The following is an 18021-nucleotide window of genomic DNA, read 5'->3' as shown; positions in this document are numbered from 1 at the left end:
ATCTGTAATTCCGATTGGGAGGGCAAGCCTTTGCTGGTCAACATGCTTAAAGGGAAGCTGCACGCAGCGACCGTGACACAGTGCGATGTCTATTATGAGGGGTCTGTCTCGATTGATCAGGACCTTCTGGATGCTGCTGGTATCCTGCCACACGAGCATGTCCATATCTGGAATATCACCAATGGTGAGCGGATTCAGACCTATGCGATTGAAGCTCCACGCGGGTCAAAGACGATCGGTATCAATGGTGGTGCCGCCCGCCGTTTTGCCATGGGCGACAAGGTCGTGATCGCGGCCTTCACGCAGATCGAGGCTGAGAAAGCGCGCCAGCACAAGCCCATGGTCGCCCTGATGGGCGAGGGCAATATCGTCAAAGACCCAAGCGCGGCATACTAAGCCTAGAATTAGCGCTATTCATCGTCTTTCCACCAGGCGGGACGGTCATCCCCCCATGCGTTTGCAACTCTTAGTTCAATTTCTCTAAGTGTGAGTGGACGAATGGGGTCTTGGAGGGCTTTTGCTTCTTCCTCACGCTTTTCATACTGTTCTTCCAGTTGGTACCACATATCGTACCAATCCAGGTTTGACATTTCTATCCCTTTGGCCCCAAGCGTTTTACTAGCGATATAGCTCCTACTCATCAGCCAGTGCGGTCGACGAACCCAGGCGCCATCAGCATCAAAGTACGCGTATTTGATCAAAGTATTAGGATGGTTTTCAGGTAGCGGCGTTCCCTGATATGCCTCCCAATTCTTGCTCATCACAGTTGGCGAAACACATTGTGAAAACAGCATTTGGCGCGCTGTGATCTTAAGCTCTTCATTGTATTGAACACAGCCATATTCGTTGTTTTCGATACAACGCCACGACCGTTCATCGAACCACTCATCGGTTTCATATACATAATCGGTAAGGATAATCGCTGCATGACTATACTGTTTGTCGTGGGCGTGAACCATCTGTGCTAGAGGCGCGAAGGGGTGATAGTATGCCCAGCTTACAGCTAAGCTCCTTATTATCAGTAGAATGAGAACAATATTTACGCCCTGAACTGAAAGCTCTGTAGCCTTAAGACGCTTGCTTTGAATGAATGAGATCAGGAGGTGAGCGACTGCGAATACGAGTAGCAATGTTGCTGCAACGATAAGTGTGCCATGAGCACCCCAACTGATCCCTTCGCCTCCAAAAAGAAATAAGCGACCTATGTCGCAGCCCTGAGGGTTTGTATAAACCAAGCTTGTCGTGATGTGCTCAATGAAGAGCAATGCGAGTGCAATGACGAGAATAATAATATTTATAGGCGGTCCCGGTCCAAATACAGACCGATGCTCTATGGAGCGTTTTCTTTTTCGATGTCCCACCATAAGCAATGTCTAGCAAGACTTGCTCATTGGGCAATAGCTAAGATTGCCTTGTACCTCGGATACCTGAAAAGTCTTACTAAGTCGGAGGCTAACTATTCCCCGGTCAGGTTCGGTTTGCGCTTTTCGCGGAAGGCGTCGACGGCTTCTTTGCGGTCATCCATATAGTTTGAGACGCTTTCCCAGCCGACGCTGGCATCCATCATCTGGGCCGCCAATGCGCGTAGGGGAATGTTCGCCACTGTCTTGGTCCAGCGGACGGCCCATTTTGGGTTGCCCTGAAGCTTGGTGAGAAGCTCGGAGACTTTGCTGTCTAGCTCTTCTGTTGGCACGGCGTAGTTAATCAGGCCCAGCTCTTTTGCTTCTGTAGCGGTGAGCATGTCCCCCGTCATCAAGAGTTCCTTGGCTTTGGCAAAGCCGATGAGTTGCGGCCAGATCACTGCGCCGCCATCGCCGGCAACGAGGCCGACTTTGACATGTGGGTCACCGATTACGGCGCGCTCGTCGGCAATGATAATATCGCAAAGCAAGGCGATGGTTGCGCCAAGGCCAGCCGCTGCGCCATTCAGGCGGCAGATCATCGGTTTTTCCATGTCCAGAATAGAGGTGACGATGCGCTTGGCTTCCCAGGCAATGTCCCGAAATTTGCCGGGATTAGAGATCTGTTCATCGAACCAGTCAAAATCCCCGCCCGCACAAAAAGCGCGGCCCTTGGCGGTGAGGATGATGATGTCGCTGTCGCTATCACGTTGCAGGTCGGTGAAGACACGCCCAAACTCTTCATGCATGGCGGCATCGACGCCGTTGACGGGGTGATCAGAAGTAATGGCGGCCGTCAGGATGCGATCATTCCGCTCAAATGTGAAGCGGGTATAGGTCTCTTTGGTAATGTCGAAGGGGGTGGTCATTATTCGTCTCCCACTTTCACAACGCGGCGCCCGAAATTTTCGCCCCGGAACAGGCCACAGAAGGCTTCAGGCATTTTATCGATGCCGTCAAAGCGCTCTTCCTTGAGTTTCAACTCGCCCTTGCCAATCAGCGTGGCCATCTCATTCAGGGCAACCGGAAACTCGTGGGCAAAGTCAAAGACGACAAGGCCCTGCATATTCACGCGATGGGTGATGAAGGGCTTTGTGTTGACAATGCCGGGGGTCTCTTCCGGGCTGAGATTGTAATCTGCGACCTGACCAGAAACACAGATCCGCCCGTTCAGACGCATCATGGGCAGCACGCGGTTGATCATGGCATTACCAACATTGTCGAATAGAAGGTCGACGCCTTTGGGCATCGCCTCGCGGATGGCCGCATCAAGATCGGGCGTCGTTTTGTAATTGATGGCGTGATCAAAGCCAGCTTCTTCGACGAGCCACTGGCATTTGGTGTCGCTGCCAGCAATGCCGACAACCTGTTCGGCCCCGCCTGCTTTAGCAAGCTGGCCCGCAGTTGCGCCAACTGGACCCGCTGCAGAGGTAACGAGCACGCGGTCGCCCTCTTTAAAACTTGCGACAGTCTTCAGGCCAAACCAGGCCGTAAGGCCCGGCACACCGAGAACGCCAATCCACAGTGAAAGGGGCAAGGGCACGGCTTCGGGAATCTTGCCGATAAAGCCTTTGCCTGTTTGGATCGTATGGGTGCGCCAGCCCCCGGCGCAGAAGACCTTGGTCCCAACCGGATAGTCAGGATGCTTCGAGGCATCAACTATGCCGACGCTGAACCCGTCAATCGGTTTGCCAAGGGGCAGGGCCGCTGCATAGCTGTCTCCACCAGAGAGACGCGAGCGTGTGCCCGGATCAACCGAGTTGAAAACGTGGCGCACCCGGAACCGGCCCTCATTCGGGGTTGGCGCGTCTTTGGTCTCCAGCACAAAGTCATCCGGCTTGGGGACGCCTTCGCAATACTGTTTCAGCACGATTTGTTGCATCTGATCTGTCATGGCGTTTCCTCTTTGCTCTGTTGGATCATGTCTTTATCAGAGCCGCTAGGGGGCACGTTGGGAGAGGGACGTGCAAAAATCGCATGGACTTTACCGGGATTATGATCAGCGTAGATTGCTAAAGAAGCTGAAGACAAAGCGATCTGGTTGATATGAGTGATGATAAGCGCCCAAAACTGCGCTCGCGCCAATGGTTTGATGATGCCTCTGATCCAGGGCAGACGGCGCTCTATCTCGAGCGGTATTTGAATTATGGCTTGACGCTGGATGAGTTGCAGGCGGGTAAGCCTATCATCGGAATTGCTAATTCCGGGAGCGATCTGACGCCCTGCAATCGCCACTTCATGGAGCTGATGGAGCGGATCAAGTCTGGTATTCGTGATGGGGGCGGCGTACCGATTGAGTTTCCGGTCCATCCGATACAAGAGACCGGGAAACGTCCGACCGCCGCGCTGGACCGTAATCTTGCCTATCTGGGGCTGGTTGAGACCTTGCAGGGCTACCCGCTTGATGGGGTGGTTCTGACCACAGGCTGTGACAAGACCACGCCAAGCCAGATTATGGCGGCCGCGACGGTCAATATTCCGGCAATCGTCCTGTCCGGTGGGCCAATGCTCAATGGCCATTATCGCGGCAATGACAAGATTGGGTCTGGCTCAATCATCTGGAGCGCGCGGGAAAAGTTGGCGGCGGGAGAGATTGATGTTGCAGGCTTCATGGCTCTGGCGGCGTCTTCAGCCCCATCAATCGGGCACTGCAATACGATGGGGACCGCTCTGTCGATGAATAGCCTCGCTGAGGCTTTAGGCATGAGCTTGCCTGGCTGCGCTGCAATTCCTGCCCCGTATCGCGAGCGAGGGCAGATGGCCTATCATACGGGGAAACGCATTGTCGGCATGGTGGCCGAGGACCTGACCCCGGACAAGATCATCACACGGGCTGCTGTGATCAATGCCCTTCGCGTGACCAGCGCTTGCGGTGGATCATCCAACTGCCCGCCGCACCTCCTGGCGATTGCGCGCCATGCCGGGGTTGAGCACACAATTGCCGATTGGCATGAATTTGGCCACCCAATGCCGCTTTTGGTGAACTGCCAGCCTGCCGGAGCGTATCTCGGAGAAGACTTCCACCGGGCGGGTGGCGTGCAGGCGGTTATTCGCGAGCTGGCTGGTGAGGGGCTGATTGATAATTCTGCTGTGACGGTGACGGGCAAGGGGTTGATCGACAATCTCGCTCTGGACCCTGAACCTTTCGTCAATCGCGATGTGATCCGTGCTTATGATCAGCCTTTGATGGAGCAAGCGGGGTACATGGTTCTTTCCGGTAACCTGTTCGACAATGCCTTGATGAAGACAAGTGTGATCTCAGACGATTTTCGAGCGCGCTATTTGTCCAATCCAGATGATCTAAATGCGTTCGAGGTGACCGCTTTCGTATTTGAGGGGCCAGAGGATTATCACAAGCGGATCAATGATCCTGCATTGGAGATAGGGGAGCAATCGATCCTCGTGATCCGGGGGTGTGGCCCGGTCGGCTATCCCGGTAGCGCGGAAGTGGTGAACATGCTCCCACCAGATCGATTGGTGAAAGCAGGGATCACCTCATTGCCGACATTGGGCGATGGACGACAGTCGGGTACGAGCGCTTCGCCCTCCATCCTGAATGCGACACCAGAGGCCGCGATTGGGGGTGGTTTGGCCAAGTTGCGGACAGGCGATCTTGTTCGGGTCGATCTGAACACAGCTAGCGTCAATGCGCTGGTTGATCCGGAAATATGGGCTGCTCGCGAGCCTGTGGCTTATGTTCCAGAGAGCCAGACGCCCTGGCAGGAGATCGCGCGCGAAACAGTCACCCAGCTTGGCGATGGCGCGGTGATTGAAGGCTCAGATAAGTATCGCAATACGCGCAAGGCGCCGCTTCGGCATTCACACTGATCGACTACCTTCAGTGCTTTCACAGAAGCGGGTGGCTCTAGTACCTACTAAATCAGGATGGCGCGCGGGTCTTAAGGGCAAGCGCGTGTAGCTCTCCACCCATTTTCCCTTTCAGGGCGGCATAGACCATCTGATGCTGGGCCACGCGGGTTTTGCCTTTGAATTGCTCTGAGACAATCTCAGCCTGCCAGTGATCATTATCACCGGCGAGGTCTGTCAGAATGATCTCAGCGTCTGGGAAGGCTTCGGTGAGGAAGCCTTCCAGGGTTTCGCGGGTCATTGCCATGTCTGTTTGTCCTATGCCGGGCTTGGATCGCCGAGCGGTTCATCACCGCCTTTGTCCTTGCGGCGCTTACCAATCACCGGGACAGCAGCTCCTGTACCGCCGCCACTGGATGGATCAGGCTCATCCGGGCGCTCAGGTGATTTGCCCTCATTGATCAGAGCGAGAATTTCGTCACCTGTCAGTGTCTCATATTCAAGCAAGGCTTCGGCCAATGCGGACCACTGATCACGATAGGTCGTCATGACTTCGCGGGCATCATCCATACCCTGCTGGATCAGGCGACGGACTTCTTCCTCAATCTTCTTGGCGGTCTCCTCAGAGACAGAAGACGATTGCATCAATTGCTGGCCAAGGAAAACCTGTCCCTGATCATCAGCATAATCGACCGGGCCAACTGCATCAGACAGACCCCAGCGTGTGACCATGGCGCGGGCAAGGCGTGTGGCTTGCTGAATATCAGAGGCTGCACCCGCCGTAACATTGTCATCGCCGAACTTTTCTTCCTCAGCGACGCGGCCACCCATGATGATGGCAAGGCGAGAGGTCATCTCAATCCGGCTCATCGACAATTTGTCATCTTCCGGCAGCTGCATGACCATACCGAGGGCCTGACCACGTGGGATAATTGTGGCTTTATGAACAGGGTCAGCCTTCGGGACTTTCAGAGCGACAATGGCGTGGCCGGCTTCGTGCCATGCGGTCAGCTCTTTTTCCTTTTCGGACATGACCATAGAGCGGCGCTCTGGCCCCATCATGACCTTGTCCTTGGCGTCCTCAAACTCACGCATGGCGACCACGCGCTTGCCACGACGGGCAGCGAGAAGCGCAGCCTCATTAACAAGGTTAGCAAGGTCGGCACCCGAGAAGCCCGGTGTGCCGCGCGCGATGACTTTTGCATTCACATCTTTGGCGAGTGGTACATTGCGCATGTGGACTTTCAGGATTTTCTCCCGGCCAATCACATCCGGATTGCCAACGGTCACCTGACGGTCAAAACGGCCCGGACGCAGCAGGGCAGGGTCCAGAACGTCTGGACGGTTGGTCGCGGCAACAATGATAATGCCTTCATTGGCTTCAAAACCATCCATCTCAACCAGAAGCTGGTTCAAGGTCTGCTCGCGCTCGTCATTGCCGCCACCGAGGCCGGCGCCACGGGAGCGACCCACCGCATCAATCTCGTCAATGAAGATGATACAGGGCGCATTGCGCTTGGCCTGTTCAAACATGTCGCGGACGCGGCTCGCACCGACACCGACAAACATTTCAACAAAGTCAGAGCCTGAAATGGTGAAGAAAGGCACGCCAGCTTCACCCGCAATTGCGCGGGCGAGCAGCGTCTTACCGGTTCCCGGAGGGCCAACCAGCAGTGCGCCTTTCGGGATTTTACCGCCCAGGCGCTGGAACTTTGTTGGGTCTTTCAGGAAGTCGACAACTTCTTCGAGTTCTTCCTTGGCTTCATCAATCCCGGCCACATCATCAAAGGTGACACGGCCCTGTTTCTCAGTCAGCAAGCGGGCCTTGGATTTTCCGAAGCTCATGGCACCGCGGCCACCGCCGCCGCCTTGCATCTGGCGCATCATGAAGATGAAGAGGCCAACCAGCAGGAGGATCGGTAGCAGGCTGGCAATCAGGCCGCCAAGGCTGAAGCCTGTCTGGGCATCTTCCTCAACCGCAACGCCTTGTTCAGCAAGCCAGTTGGAGAAGTCGATATTGTTGGTCAGCTTTTCCGCATAGAAAGCCTGTCCATCTGTCGTTGTGCCGAAAACGCGGTCGGGCGTAACGGTCACTTCGCGGATATCGCCATTTACAGCGGCAGTGCGAACGTCGGAAATCTTCCATTCTGCTGCGCCGGCTTGTTGTGGATTGCCATTCATGACGGCCAACAGGCCGAGCAAGAGCAGGCCAATCAGGCCCCAGATGGCGAGGTTTCGCATATTCATGGCGACTCCGGATGTGTCTTCGTATCTTCGTTTGCACAAGATATAGGATAGGAGTTACACGAAAACGACTCCAATCCTGTCAATCTCTGGCATAGAGCGCTTGTATGCGACAGGATGCATCAGGAATAGACCGCTTTTGGTAGAGGGTATCGTATGAAAGAGGCGCTGAAAGTTTGGGGGCCGGTGGCTTTGATTGCTCTGGTCGCGGTGGTTATCGCGCTGCGTGTGATCGCTCCGCCGCCGCCTCGTACAATTACATTCGCTGCAGGCGCCGCCGATGGCTCTTATTACGCTCTGGCCGAACAGTATCGCGATGCTCTGGCTGAACATGGTGTTAAAGTCACGGTTCTGGAAACCGCAGGGACCGGGGACAACTATCAACTGCTTTTATCGGGTGAGGCTGACGTTGCCCTCTTACAAGGCGGACTTGCCAGCGATGAGGCGCGAGATGTTGTACTGACGCTTGGCGGCGTATTCTCTGAACCGTTCTGGATCATCGTTCGCCGCGATCTGGCGATTGATGATTTCGGGGATTTGCGGACAGCGCGGGTCGCGGCAGGGATTCCGGGATCAGGGACACGCGCGTTGGCCGATGATTTGAGCACGGCCTGGGGCGGGCGTTGGAGCGAATTCTTGCCGCTCTCCGGTGAGGGAGCCGTAGCGGCCTTGAAAGCCGGTGATGTCGATGCTGCTGTCTTCGCAACGTCGGTGGACACACCCTATATCCAAGCGTTGCTAAAAGACCCTGCCTTGAGGCCGCTAAGTGTGCGCCGTGCACAAGGGCTGTCGATGAATTATCCCGCGCTCGCACCAAAAACCCTGTATGAAGGCGTCATCAGCCTTGATCCGAATATTCCAGCGCGGGATATTTCTCTGGTTGCGGCGATCGCCCAGCTTGGCGTCGACAAGAAGCTCCATCCGGCTTTGCAAGCGGTTTTGCTTGAGGCGGCTGAAGACATTCATCGTGGAGGGAATGCCCTGACGCGGGCTGGAGCCTTCCCAAACCCGACCGATATTGATTTGCCACTCTCTGATGAAGCCAAGCGGTATTACCGCAATGGACCGACTTTCCTACGCCGATATTTTTCGTTCGGAATGGCGAACTTTCTTGAGCGGGCCTGGGTTTTCCTGATCCCACTCGTCGCGATCCTGATCCCGCTCGTACAAATGGCGCCACCCGTCTATCGCTGGCGTACCCGGAGGAAGATCTATGTCTGGTACAAGGATTTGCATACGCTTGAGCGTCGCGGTGTTGAGGCAAGCGATCCCGAGATACGCCAACAGGTCCTGAATGATATCAACGAGCTGCAAATGGAGGTCGGTCAGGTGAATGTGCCTGTTTCCTATAATGAGGAGCTTTATCAGCTGCGCAGCCATATCAATTTTGTTGAAGCACTGATTGCCCGGCAAGGCTTGAAAGCGGCAAAATAGCGCTACGCGTTTCTCCTGATAGAGGCCTGCTTTCAAGCTTCCTATCTCGCAGGCTGGATCAACCAATCTGTTGAGGATGAGATGAAAGATTTTGATGCAATTGCCGCCGCCTATCGTGATGGGGCGAAAGAGCTACGCGGCCTGATTCCGGATACCTGGAAAGCCTTTGGCGGTTTGGCGGTTGAGGCTGAAAAAGACGGTGCGGTGTCCCATAAGACCAAGGAGTTGATCTCTGTGGCCATTGGCATTGCGGTTCAGTGTGATGGTTGCATTGCGATGCATACCCGCAATGCGGTCAAAGCGGGCGTCACTCGCGAAGAGTTTGCTGAAATGGTCGGTGTTGCCATTTTCATGGGGGGTGGCCCCGGTTCAGTCTATGGCGTTGAGGCGCTGCAGGCTTATGACCATTTTGCAGGTGCCTAAGTCTCAGCCCAAAGAGTTTTCAGCTCAATAGCGAGTTGATCGCTTTTTTCAACAATTGACCAATGCGCGGCGCCTGGCAGGGAAACCATCCGGGCGCCGGTGCGTTTTGCGAAATCTGTTCCGACCCAATGGGGCACATAGGGGTCGCGCTCGCCCCAGAAGACGAGGCCCCGATTGTGCATCTGATCAATTTCGCGATCCCATTCATGGGACACGTTCTTGGCTGAACGATAGAGTTTCAGGATGGCGCGCTTCATGCGCCCGTCATAAGCGGCGGCCTCGTGCCGCGCTAAGTCGCCGGGCAAGCCTTGCTCTTTAAGGGCTTTTGCCAAAGCTTTGGGCTGAGTGAGTATTTGGATCAGTTCGCCAATGATCGGTGTTTGCCACATCTTAGCCATGCGATGCCATTCATAATCAACATGCGGAGCAGCATTGGAAATCGTCCAGGTCGCAAATAACTCTGGGCGCAGACTGACAGCGCGCGCGGTTATAATAGCCCCCCAGTCGTGGCCGACGACATCGACGGGACCATTCAGCGCGGACACATAGCCCAAAAACCAGTCAACATAGACTTCCTTAGTGCAGTCAAAGCCTTGCGGGATCTCGGTTCCAAAGCCGGGCATGGAAGGCGTGTGGATCACCTCGTCAGGTAGTCCCAGATGGCTAATTACGGGTCCCCATAGGGCAGGCGTGTCTGGAACCCCGTGCAGGAAAACTTTAGGGCGGATCATGGCGTGCTTGCTTCAGCTGCAGCCAAGGCTTCCTTACGCTTTTCCGCGGCACTTTTCTTCACACTCTCACTGCGAAGCTGCCCGCAAGCAGCAAAGATATCGCGGCCACGCGGGGTGCGGATCGGGCTGGCATAGCCGGCGCGATTGACCACGTCGGCAAAGGCCTCAATTGTGTCCCAGTCAGAGCACTCATAAGGGCTGCCGGGCCACGGGTTGAACGGGATCAGGTTGATCTTGGCGGGAACCCCTTTGAGCAGGCGGACCAGATCGCGTGCTTCAGCAAGGCTGTCATTGATGCCTTTGAGCATAACATATTCAAACGTCACGCGCTTTGAGTTGTTAAGCTCGGGATAGGCCCGGATCGCCTCAAACAGCGTTTGCAGATCATACTTGCGGTTGATCGGTACGATCTCATCACGCAAGTCGTCGCGCACGGCGTGGAGCGAAATCGCGAGCATAGCGCCCGTACGCTCGCCCAGCTCCGGGATTTTCGGGGCAACACCCGCTGTGGAGACGGTAATCCGGCGGCGGCCAATCGCGATGCCTTCGCTATCGCTGATCGTGTCGATCGCTTCAGCCACATTATCGAGATTATAGAGCGGTTCGCCCATGCCCATGAAGACGATATTGGTCAGGCGGCGTTGCTCAACCGTACTTGGCCATTCCTTGATCTCATCGCGGGCGATCATAACCTGCTGGACGATTTCCTGAGCCGTCAGGTTACGGACCAGCTTTTGCGTGCCCGTATGGCAGAACGTGCAGTTGAGTGTACAACCCACCTGCGAAGACACACAAAGCGCACCAGATTTGGCGACCGCAGGAATAAAGACACTTTCGGCTTCCACATTCGGGCCAAAGCGGGTCAGCCACTTTTGTGTGCCATCGATCGAGACTTTGTGCTCGGTGATCTCCGGTCGCTCAAGTGTGCAGGACTCTGCCAGCTTGGCGCGCAAATCCTTGGCAATGTCGGTCATTGCCGCAAAGTCTTGCTCGCCGAAATGATGCATCCAGCGACGCAACTGCTTGGCGCGCATGCCCGCTTTCTTGGGTTCAACACCCAAGGCTTCCATCTCCGCCTTTAGCTTGGGCAGGGACAGACCTGCCAGGGGTGTCAGGGCAGGAGCCAACTCAGGGCGACGCGAGAGATCGAGTTCAACTTTCATCGCGCTGCCTATACCAGAGGCAATAAAGAATTGCACCCGCCAAGCGTCAGCAAGGCGGGTGCGAGATTAGTTATCTTATTGAGCGTTATTCAAAAACGGTTACGTCATGACCACCCTTCGGGTCTGGCCCATACTGGTTGGGGCCGCTCGTGCCAGGTTGGCAGAACCAGTATATCAGCAATATCGGGCCGATAAGTGGAACAAGCGCGATGAAATACCACCAGCCTGACTTATCCAGATCATGCAAGCGACGTACGACAACCGAGATGCTCGGCAACAATACTGCCAAGCTGAAGAGGCCATAAAGGATGGCACCCAGCCCCGACCCTGAAACCATTAAGCTATAGAGCACAACGGCCACAATGAAGTTCATCAGGAATGGCCACCAGTATTCAGCCCGGCGCGAGCGTCCCTGAAAGTTGACATAATTTTTGAAGAACAGCCTTACGGCTTCGGTAAAACCCATCTTACTTCCTCCCTAAGATGTGCGTAGTCGTTGACCAGATTTGACGCAAAGTCAAAGCAGATCTTTTGGTACTTTTGTGAATGCGGGGTGGCCCAAACTCTATGCGGCTTCTTCAGCCGTTTCGTCACGATCGATCGGAACCCAGGCATTGCGCATATCGCGTGAGGGTTTGAGGCTGGTTTGCAGACCTGCAATATTCTCATCAGCACCGAGGAAGATGAATCCCCCCGGCAAAAGCTGCGCTGTCAGATTTTCGACCGCACGCTTGGCCATGATCGGGGCCATTTTCGATAGAACGTTACGGCAAAGAATAATGTCAAACTGGCCGAGGCCTGCAGCATTTTCCAAAAGATTATGACGCTTGAAGGTCACTGCGTCTCGAATGTCTTCTTTGAGCGTCCAGTCACCTGTATCCTGACGTTCAAAATGCGTCATCAGGCGATCAATCGACAGCCCCGTCTGAACCGCATAGTGCCCATATGTGCCAGACTGTCCGGTCTGCAGAGCTGGGCTCGAAATCTCGGTGGCAATAATCTCGATTTGCGCTTTGCCGATCGGTTGTTCGGCGAGTTCAGACAGCCGGATTGCGAGCGACCAGGCTTCTTGGCCCGTCGCAACCCCAGCACACCAGATACGCAAGCGGCCATTGGTGGACTGTTTTAAGCGCGCCGGCAGAGCGCGAGTTGCCACCTGCTCAAAAGTCGCGCGGTCACGGAAGAAGCGGGTCGCCTTTCCAGTCAGTGCTGCGGCGACTTCCTGTTCGAAACGCGGATTCGGGCGTGCTTTGAGGCAGTGGGCCAGATCATCAAGTCCAGAGAAGCTCTCCCTGCGACAAATCGATGAGAGACGCGCTTCCATGAGATAAGTCTTTGAGCGCTCGAAGGCTTGGCCTGTCTGGTTAAGGGCAAGGTCTGCGAGTTCTTCAAATGTTGTATCTTGCATGGTTATCCGCCCATCCCGTCTCAATCATCAAAGGTTACTAGAAACCGCGATAGTCTTAAGGAATTGCTTCACACGAGGCCTGTCTCTGAAAATTTGCTGTAAACAATGTCAGCATCGAAAGGCTTCATAATGTACTCATTGGCCCCAGAGCGCATGGCTTCGTTAATGTGTTCCTTGTCATTCTCATTGGTGCAAAATACAACGACAGGGTGTTTTCCATTCTGTTCCCGGCGTAAAGCACGCAGGAAATCGAGGCCATTCATGACGGGCATGTTCCAGTCGAGCAGGATAGCGTCAGGCATTCTCTCACGGCATTTCTGCAAAGCTGTAGCACCGTCACCAGCTTCTGAGACTTCGAAATTGAGATCTTGCACAATACGCCCGGCCACAGTTCGGACCACGCGTGAATCATCAACGATCAGACAATGCTTCATGTTACACCCAGAGGTTGCAATTCTGCCCTTAGGATGCCTTGAAACCTGTTAACAGGAGGTTAGCCTGTCGACCTGAGGTTCCGGGCCATAAACGTAACGGCTTCTTCTGTCTTGTTCGCGGACAGCACACCCCCAAGTTCGCCGATGACGAGATTTGCAAAATAGGGCTGAATTGTATCGGCAGACCAACCGCCTTCCGGGGCACCGCCGTCAATCGCAGCGCCGACGGCTTCATGCATCATCAGCTTGGGGCCTTTGGCATTGGCAACGATGGTCAAGGCATCGCCATCATTGAAGCTTTTTAGCGAAACCACGCCGCCGCGTGGGACGGATTTAATGGCCAGCAGAACAATGTTCATCAGAACCCGGGCATGACTATAACTGAAGTGCGGGCTATCGATTTCCCACTCCAGGCTTGGTTTCTGGCTGCCCATGTATTCTTCAATGACTTTACGCATCTCATGGCGATCTGCGGAGCTTGTAGAAAGACCTGCAGAGCCAAAGGCGTAGCGCAAGAATTGCAGGCGGGCCGTCGCGTGTGATGCACTGCTATGGAGCAATTGTTCCGTTTGCGCTTTCATATCAGCGTCGCCCGCATCATGCATCATTTCCAGTGCGGAATTCACTGTTGCCACGGGGGAAATCAGATCATGGCAAATGCGTGATGCGATATAGGCCGCAAGGCGAGAAGGTTCGATCATAAACAAGCCTCTGATAAATATACGTAGAAACGTTTAGCAGATTCGCGTGACAGTCGCTTGGCTATTCTTCACCAAAGTCTTCAGGACGGTCGATATCGTCATATCCGTCGCGCGCGCTTTTGAAGAGCAGAAAGAAGAGACCGCCCGCCAGGAGCAGGCTTGCGGTGACGCCAAGACCATAAGCAATCCAGCCGTGCAGGGTCAGGGTCACACCAAAGGATTGCCACATCAGGGCGACGCCCCAGAATGTGATGGCCAAGCCTATGATGGATACAAGGATCAGGAGAATGGTCGACTTCATGGAAGTCGACCTAGCACGCTTTATTTTTGTGTCCATCTGCCATTATCGCCCATGACGAATTCACCAGGGGCGGCATTTGCGACTTGTTTCTCTCCAGTCAGGCGCGCAACCTGTTCGACTGGAACACCAGAGTCCTTGGACAGTTTGGCATAAAGGGCCCGGCGTTGGGCATTGATTTCATTAACGCGTCTGCGGGTAGCATCATCAACGCTCTGGTCAACAATCCCGAGATAGCCATCAATGCGTTCGCCGACAGTGCCGGCTTTCTGTGCGGCATCAATACGAGGATCGCCAGCATGTGCGGGCATGAAGGCCAGGCTGCCCATAATGGCGATAGAGACAGCGGCGAGAAGGGTGCGGATTAAAGTGGTCATAGCAGGGGGCTCCGCCGGTTAGAACAGGTCTGGGTTGGAGGCGATCAAGTCCTCGACATCCTTGTCGAGGCGGACACGAACTTCCTGATCAATCTTGACGTTCAGATCAATCCGAATGGGTTCGTCAGGGGCTTCGATCTTGACGGTTGGCGAACAGGCTGTCGCGACAACACCGCCAAGCACCACAAGGATGGGTACAAATTTTTTCACGGTCTGATCTCCTCAGATTTAGAGTCTATTGTGGCACTTGCTGAGTGAACGTCAAATGACTGGTTTGTGTCACTCTTGCGGCGATGAGCCTTCTCGAACTTGTGTCGCAACGGCTTCCGCGAGCCATTCGGAACTTGTCGCCCTTTGCCCTGCTTGAAGTAGTTGAGCAAGCTTTGAATCAATGGTGACATCAAACTCGAACTCGGCTCCGCTTAAGACATCTGGATTCTTGCCCAAGAGAAGAACTTGCAAAGAGATTTCGCCAAGAAGGTTGCCGTCCAGACCAAGTTCCAGGACGGTATACTGTAGGTCTTGCAGAGCGCGGAAAGCGTCTGAGACAATTTCATTGCCACCGCCAACTGAGTTCAAGGCGCTGCCTGTGTAGCGCAGGGTCCCGCCTTTCTCATCGACGGCAAATCTTGCTTGGCGGATATAGGTGTTGCCTGACCTTAGCTCGATTGGGAAAGTCCCCGAAATTGTTCCTTCAGCTTGCAGGTCCGGGACATTCAGAGCTTCCACAAGGTCTGACAGCTCTATCTGCTCGGCTTTGACATTGATCGTGTCTGTGGTGCCGGCAATGGTCCATAAGGTCGGCTCAACAAATAAGCGCCCACCCGCAAATGGCCATTCAGCAGCCTCCAATCGTGCTTTTTGGCCTTCCAGAATTTGGAATTGCAGCTCTCCGTCCGTTAGTACGACGCCGGGATCGATCCGGCCAATTGTCACGGTTTGGCCAGGCGGCGTCGTGATGCCGACAATATCATCGAAGTAGAGACGGCCATTTACGCCATCGACGGGACCAAGCCTGAGGGTGTCAAATCCCAGATCCCTAACTGTGAAACGACTCGTCCCGCTAAGCTTGCCAGACACGATATTGAAGTCAGCCTGCGCTTGCAGGGAGCCGCGCGCATTGGTCAGAAGTCCACGGACGCGATCGGTCAGGTCACGCGGCTGCAACCCGTTTTCCTGAAAAATCAGAAGCGGGGTTCTGACGCTGGCCGTCCCGTTCAGTCGCCGAAGATCAATCTGCGCCTCAACATCGGCGGCATGAGTGCCTGTGCCGGCAAGCTGGAGCGGGCCAGACAAAGTCATTTCGGCATTTCTGAAACGCGCTTCAAATGTCCCGGTCAGCGGTTCATACAGGGGATCTTCGCGAATATCCGAGATCCGCACGCTAGAGCCAATAGCTGTGCCATCAAAACCGCTCTCAGTGATCTGGCTGTCCAGTCGTAGACCTGCAAGATCAATCCGGGCGGGGACGAGTGCCCCTGACAGATGAGTCTGGTTTAGCTGCGCGGCAATACTCGGCGTGTCTGATAGCGTGAGTTGCAATTGAGGATCGCTGCTATCAATTCGCAGGCTGCGCCCGTCAATCGTAGCCGGAAGGTGAAGCTCCTCAGCGCTGATCGCGATATCAAGGTTCGGGCCTGCTCGCCAGTCGAGGACACCGCCAATCAATTCAAGATCAGCTTGCAAGGCCTTCCCGGTAATCGGAAATGTTGCCTGACCGAGATTGAGGGTCCCGATTGGATCACCACCAACTATGGACAGTAGCCGTCCATCAGGTGGGCAGAGCCGCAGAGCTGTTTCTCCGATCTGAATGTCGCCTGGCAAGGCGATGGTGTTAAACTCGATGCCAATACAAGGACTGTTATAGGTCTGCGCGCGCCAGCCAGACGGGCCGTGAGCCGCTGACAAGCTTCCAAACAAGCGCCCGGCCTGAAGTGAAACGCCCGTAATTGGACCATCGATCCCAATCTCGCCATCGCCTTGTAATTGCAAGCCACTTGATGTCGCGTAATCAATCTCAAGGCTCGTTAGGGCCGCAGAAAGCGTAACATCTTCTGCTGTCCAGCTTTGCAGTTCAAGACCGCCAGCCTGCACTTGCGTTTTGCCTGGGTTCACGATGAGTCGGCGAAGATTAGCCGCTGCACTGGGGAAACCACCGCCGCTCATCGAAGCCAGGCCGACCATCTCGATACTGTTCTCACGCAAAATAATGGGGGAGGTCTCATCCGTTGGCGTGAGCAGGATATTGGCACCAGACTCCGCTTTCAAAGCGACCGGGCCCGTAATGGCTAACGTAAGCGGGGTCTGGGTGCCAAAAGACAAACTGAAATCACCACCGACAGAAAATCCAGAGATAGCTCGCGCCAAGGCTTCACGGAGCTGTTGCCCATGAGCCGAGAAGGGGGGTGTTGCCGGGATTAGGGATTTGATCATGGCGGCCATATCGGGGGACGCCGCAATATTCGTTGCCAGACCACCGCCTTGTCCGCGCAGGCTCGCGATATCGGGATCAAATTCACCATCAAATGTCAGGCTACCAGATTGCAGACTGCCAAATGGGGTTTGTCCGTCTGTGAAGATGATCTCAGAAGCCAGATCAAATCGATCATCAGGTGTGCTTCTCTCAGCCTCCGCGAGTGTGCTGAGTTTCTCAACCCTGTAATCAAGTATTTGGGCTGAGCCTGCCTGTAAGCTTGCGTCAACATGCGCGATAAGGTCAAGCCACGTGCGGTCCGTCTGGCTGGGGCGTCTGAACAAGTCCAAACGGCCAGAGCTATTGATATCAACGGCCTCAAAGCGCGCCATTTCCGCCAGACGATCGGCCGATAGGGACCATTCGATGAACGGCTGATCACCATCGGTGAGGGTGCCGAGCAGGTGAATGTCTTGCGCGTCACGGTCATAGAGCCGTGCCCGTGTGACCCGCAGGTCAACCGCCCCATTCACTCGGTCTTCTGCAAGGGAGATATCGACCGTTCCAGCGGCAAGGCTGAGTTGGTGGCCATCCTGTGCAAGTTCAGTCGGCGTTAGGGTAATTGAGAGTTGCCCCTGTGTTGGCCACTCGCCCTGACCACTCACTTGCCCCAGAAGGTTTCCTGCGGGTGTGCGAACAGTGAGGTCGAGACTTTCAACCGTAATAGGGGGGATTGTGCCGGAACCGCCGCCACCACTTCCGGTGAGATCCTTGAGCTGTAGCGAACCGAAAGAGATATCCTGACCATCGAAAGAGACGTTCAGGACCGGATCATCATCAATGGTGACTCCTGTGATGTCCGGTGAGAACAGACTGGGCCAAGACAAGTCAACGCGAATGCGTCCTGTCGCAATAGGTGCGCCATTTAGGTCATCAACGGTGAGTCCCGTCAGAACAATTTGGTCCAGTTCAAAGTCAACCGTCTCTACCTCGCAGGCCAGGTTTCGGTCATTGCAAGATGATTTCAGAACGCTTTGTAGGATGCTGCCGCGGGCGAGCCACGCCGCAAAACTGCCCCCCAATAGGATCAGGACAAACAGGCCAAGAATGATCAGCCATTTACGCACATTTGTCCCTTTCTCAGGCAGCTTTTGATCTTCCGTCCCGCCTAGATGACAAAAGCCTAAT

Annotated in this window: 19 protein-coding genes; 4 read left to right on the top strand and 15 right to left on the bottom strand. The window is 54.9% G+C overall.

Annotated elements, in window-relative coordinates; translation table 11 throughout:
* The first annotated feature begins 30 nt into the window (after positions 1–30).
* Positions 31–396 carry an aspartate 1-decarboxylase gene (panD, locus tag RYZ27_RS10585; protein ID WP_406679477.1) on the top strand — a complete coding sequence of 122 codons (366 nt, stop codon included), beginning with the start codon at positions 31–33 and terminating at the stop codon, positions 394–396.
* 14 nt (positions 397–410) lie between these two features.
* On the opposite strand, the gene RYZ27_RS10580 is transcribed toward panD, so the two are convergent.
* The 3 genes from RYZ27_RS10580 to RYZ27_RS10570 all read right to left on the bottom strand — a co-directional run bounded on the left by RYZ27_RS10580 (position 411) and on the right by RYZ27_RS10570 (position 3294).
* A complete protein-coding gene (locus RYZ27_RS10580) occupies positions 411–1364 on the bottom strand; it encodes a hypothetical protein (protein WP_406679476.1) in 954 nt (317 codons plus the stop codon).
* Between the two features lie 92 nt (positions 1365–1456).
* The gene (locus tag RYZ27_RS10575; protein ID WP_406679475.1) at positions 1457–2269 is read right to left on the bottom strand and encodes an enoyl-CoA hydratase/isomerase family protein; all 813 of its coding nucleotides are present in this window, start codon (positions 2267–2269) and stop codon (positions 1457–1459) included.
* Positions 2269–3294 (bottom strand): NADP-dependent oxidoreductase, encoded by a 1026-nt coding sequence (locus tag RYZ27_RS10570; protein WP_406679474.1) that lies wholly within the window; start codon positions 3292–3294, stop codon positions 2269–2271. The genes RYZ27_RS10575 and RYZ27_RS10570 overlap by 1 nt, the downstream gene beginning before the upstream one ends.
* 152 nt (positions 3295–3446) lie before the next feature.
* Here RYZ27_RS10570 and RYZ27_RS10565 point away from each other — a divergent pair, with 152 nt between their 5' ends.
* Positions 3447–5228, top strand: a complete 1782-nt coding sequence (locus RYZ27_RS10565; protein WP_406679473.1) for an IlvD/Edd family dehydratase — start codon at positions 3447–3449, stop codon at positions 5226–5228.
* A 52-nt stretch (positions 5229–5280) separates the two neighbouring features.
* Here RYZ27_RS10565 and RYZ27_RS10560 read toward each other — a convergent pair whose 3' ends face one another.
* Positions 5281–5514 carry a BolA family protein gene (locus tag RYZ27_RS10560; RefSeq protein WP_406679472.1) on the bottom strand — a complete coding sequence of 78 codons (234 nt, stop codon included), beginning with the start codon at positions 5512–5514 and terminating at the stop codon, positions 5281–5283.
* Positions 5515–5525: 11 nt separating this feature from the next.
* Positions 5526–7454 (bottom strand): ATP-dependent zinc metalloprotease FtsH, encoded by a 1929-nt coding sequence (gene ftsH / locus RYZ27_RS10555; RefSeq protein WP_406679471.1) that lies wholly within the window; start codon positions 7452–7454, stop codon positions 5526–5528.
* A 153-nt stretch (positions 7455–7607) separates the two neighbouring features.
* Here ftsH and RYZ27_RS10550 point away from each other — a divergent pair, with 153 nt between their 5' ends.
* Positions 7608–8885 carry a TAXI family TRAP transporter solute-binding subunit gene (locus RYZ27_RS10550; RefSeq protein WP_406679470.1) on the top strand — a complete coding sequence of 426 codons (1278 nt, stop codon included), beginning with the start codon at positions 7608–7610 and terminating at the stop codon, positions 8883–8885.
* An 81-nt stretch (positions 8886–8966) separates the two neighbouring features.
* On the top strand, positions 8967–9308 hold the full coding sequence (locus RYZ27_RS10545) for a carboxymuconolactone decarboxylase family protein (protein ID WP_406679469.1): 342 nt from the start codon (positions 8967–8969) through the stop codon (positions 9306–9308).
* Here the strand turns inward: RYZ27_RS10545 and RYZ27_RS10540 are convergent.
* From RYZ27_RS10540 to RYZ27_RS10495, 10 genes are all read right to left on the bottom strand, one after another.
* Complete coding sequence (locus tag RYZ27_RS10540; protein ID WP_406679468.1) at positions 9305–10039, bottom strand: alpha/beta fold hydrolase; 735 nt, start codon at positions 10037–10039, stop codon at positions 9305–9307. The two genes, RYZ27_RS10545 and RYZ27_RS10540, sit on opposite strands and share 4 nt — an antisense overlap.
* The gene (rlmN, locus tag RYZ27_RS10535; protein ID WP_406679467.1) at positions 10036–11202 is read right to left on the bottom strand and encodes a 23S rRNA (adenine(2503)-C(2))-methyltransferase RlmN; all 1167 of its coding nucleotides are present in this window, start codon (positions 11200–11202) and stop codon (positions 10036–10038) included. Before rlmN ends, RYZ27_RS10540 begins: the two co-directional genes overlap by 4 nt.
* A gap of 85 nt (positions 11203–11287) precedes the next feature.
* On the bottom strand, positions 11288–11668 hold the full coding sequence (locus RYZ27_RS10530) for a DUF805 domain-containing protein (RefSeq protein WP_406679466.1): 381 nt from the start codon (positions 11666–11668) through the stop codon (positions 11288–11290).
* Between the two features lie 99 nt (positions 11669–11767).
* Positions 11768–12610 (bottom strand): CheR family methyltransferase, encoded by an 843-nt coding sequence (locus tag RYZ27_RS10525; RefSeq protein ID WP_406679465.1) that lies wholly within the window; start codon positions 12608–12610, stop codon positions 11768–11770.
* A 68-nt stretch (positions 12611–12678) separates the two neighbouring features.
* Complete coding sequence (locus RYZ27_RS10520; protein WP_406679464.1) at positions 12679–13044, bottom strand: PleD family two-component system response regulator; 366 nt, start codon at positions 13042–13044, stop codon at positions 12679–12681.
* A gap of 59 nt (positions 13045–13103) precedes the next feature.
* Entirely contained in the window at positions 13104–13745 is a 642-nt protein-coding gene (locus RYZ27_RS10515; protein WP_406679463.1) for a histidine phosphotransferase family protein, read from the bottom strand.
* Positions 13746–13806: 61 nt separating this feature from the next.
* On the bottom strand, positions 13807–14046 hold the full coding sequence (locus RYZ27_RS10510) for a hypothetical protein (RefSeq protein ID WP_406679462.1): 240 nt from the start codon (positions 14044–14046) through the stop codon (positions 13807–13809).
* 20 nt (positions 14047–14066) lie between these two features.
* Complete coding sequence (locus RYZ27_RS10505; protein ID WP_406679461.1) at positions 14067–14420, bottom strand: YdbL family protein; 354 nt, start codon at positions 14418–14420, stop codon at positions 14067–14069.
* Between the two features lie 18 nt (positions 14421–14438).
* Complete coding sequence (locus RYZ27_RS10500) at positions 14439–14630, bottom strand: YnbE family lipoprotein (RefSeq protein WP_406679460.1); 192 nt, start codon at positions 14628–14630, stop codon at positions 14439–14441.
* 69 nt (positions 14631–14699) lie between these two features.
* Complete coding sequence (locus RYZ27_RS10495; protein WP_406679459.1) at positions 14700–17960, bottom strand: YdbH domain-containing protein; 3261 nt, start codon at positions 17958–17960, stop codon at positions 14700–14702.
* Between the last annotated feature and the right edge of the window lie 61 nt (positions 17961–18021).

It is taken from the genome of Hyphomonas sp. FCG-A18 (assembly GCF_045287255.1).
Lineage (GTDB): Bacteria > Pseudomonadota > Alphaproteobacteria > Caulobacterales > Hyphomonadaceae > Henriciella.
Note: the sequence above shows the minus strand (reverse complement) of the source record. Positions and strands in the feature narration are given on the sequence as shown.

Excerpts from the sequence above, each read along its gene's own strand:
- RYZ27_RS10505 (WP_406679461.1), bottom strand. The coding sequence starts at position 14,420 with ATGACCACTTTAATCCGCACCCTTCTCGCCGCTGTCTCTATCGCCATT.
- RYZ27_RS10515 (WP_406679463.1), bottom strand. The coding sequence starts at position 13,745 with ATGATCGAACCTTCTCGCCTTGCGGCCTATATCGCATCACGCATTTGC.
- RYZ27_RS10550 (WP_406679470.1), top strand. The coding sequence starts at position 7,608 with ATGAAAGAGGCGCTGAAAGTTTGGGGGCCGGTGGCTTTGATTGCTCTG.
- RYZ27_RS10525 (WP_406679465.1), bottom strand. The coding sequence starts at position 12,610 with ATGCAAGATACAACATTTGAAGAACTCGCAGACCTTGCCCTTAACCAG.
- rlmN (WP_406679467.1), bottom strand. The coding sequence starts at position 11,202 with ATGAAAGTTGAACTCGATCTCTCGCGTCGCCCTGAGTTGGCTCCTGCC.
- RYZ27_RS10540 (WP_406679468.1), bottom strand. The coding sequence starts at position 10,039 with ATGATCCGCCCTAAAGTTTTCCTGCACGGGGTTCCAGACACGCCTGCC.
- ftsH (WP_406679471.1), bottom strand. The coding sequence starts at position 7,454 with ATGAATATGCGAAACCTCGCCATCTGGGGCCTGATTGGCCTGCTCTTG.
- RYZ27_RS10565 (WP_406679473.1), top strand. The coding sequence starts at position 3,447 with ATGAGTGATGATAAGCGCCCAAAACTGCGCTCGCGCCAATGGTTTGAT.
- RYZ27_RS10575 (WP_406679475.1), bottom strand. The coding sequence starts at position 2,269 with ATGACCACCCCCTTCGACATTACCAAAGAGACCTATACCCGCTTCACA.
- RYZ27_RS10545 (WP_406679469.1), top strand. The coding sequence starts at position 8,967 with ATGAAAGATTTTGATGCAATTGCCGCCGCCTATCGTGATGGGGCGAAA.
- RYZ27_RS10520 (WP_406679464.1), bottom strand. The coding sequence starts at position 13,044 with ATGAAGCATTGTCTGATCGTTGATGATTCACGCGTGGTCCGAACTGTG.
- RYZ27_RS10570 (WP_406679474.1), bottom strand. The coding sequence starts at position 3,294 with ATGACAGATCAGATGCAACAAATCGTGCTGAAACAGTATTGCGAAGGC.
- RYZ27_RS10560 (WP_406679472.1), bottom strand. The coding sequence starts at position 5,514 with ATGGCAATGACCCGCGAAACCCTGGAAGGCTTCCTCACCGAAGCCTTC.
- RYZ27_RS10580 (WP_406679476.1), bottom strand. The coding sequence starts at position 1,364 with ATGGTGGGACATCGAAAAAGAAAACGCTCCATAGAGCATCGGTCTGTA.
- RYZ27_RS10530 (WP_406679466.1), bottom strand. The coding sequence starts at position 11,668 with ATGGGTTTTACCGAAGCCGTAAGGCTGTTCTTCAAAAATTATGTCAAC.
- RYZ27_RS10510 (WP_406679462.1), bottom strand. The coding sequence starts at position 14,046 with ATGAAGTCGACCATTCTCCTGATCCTTGTATCCATCATAGGCTTGGCC.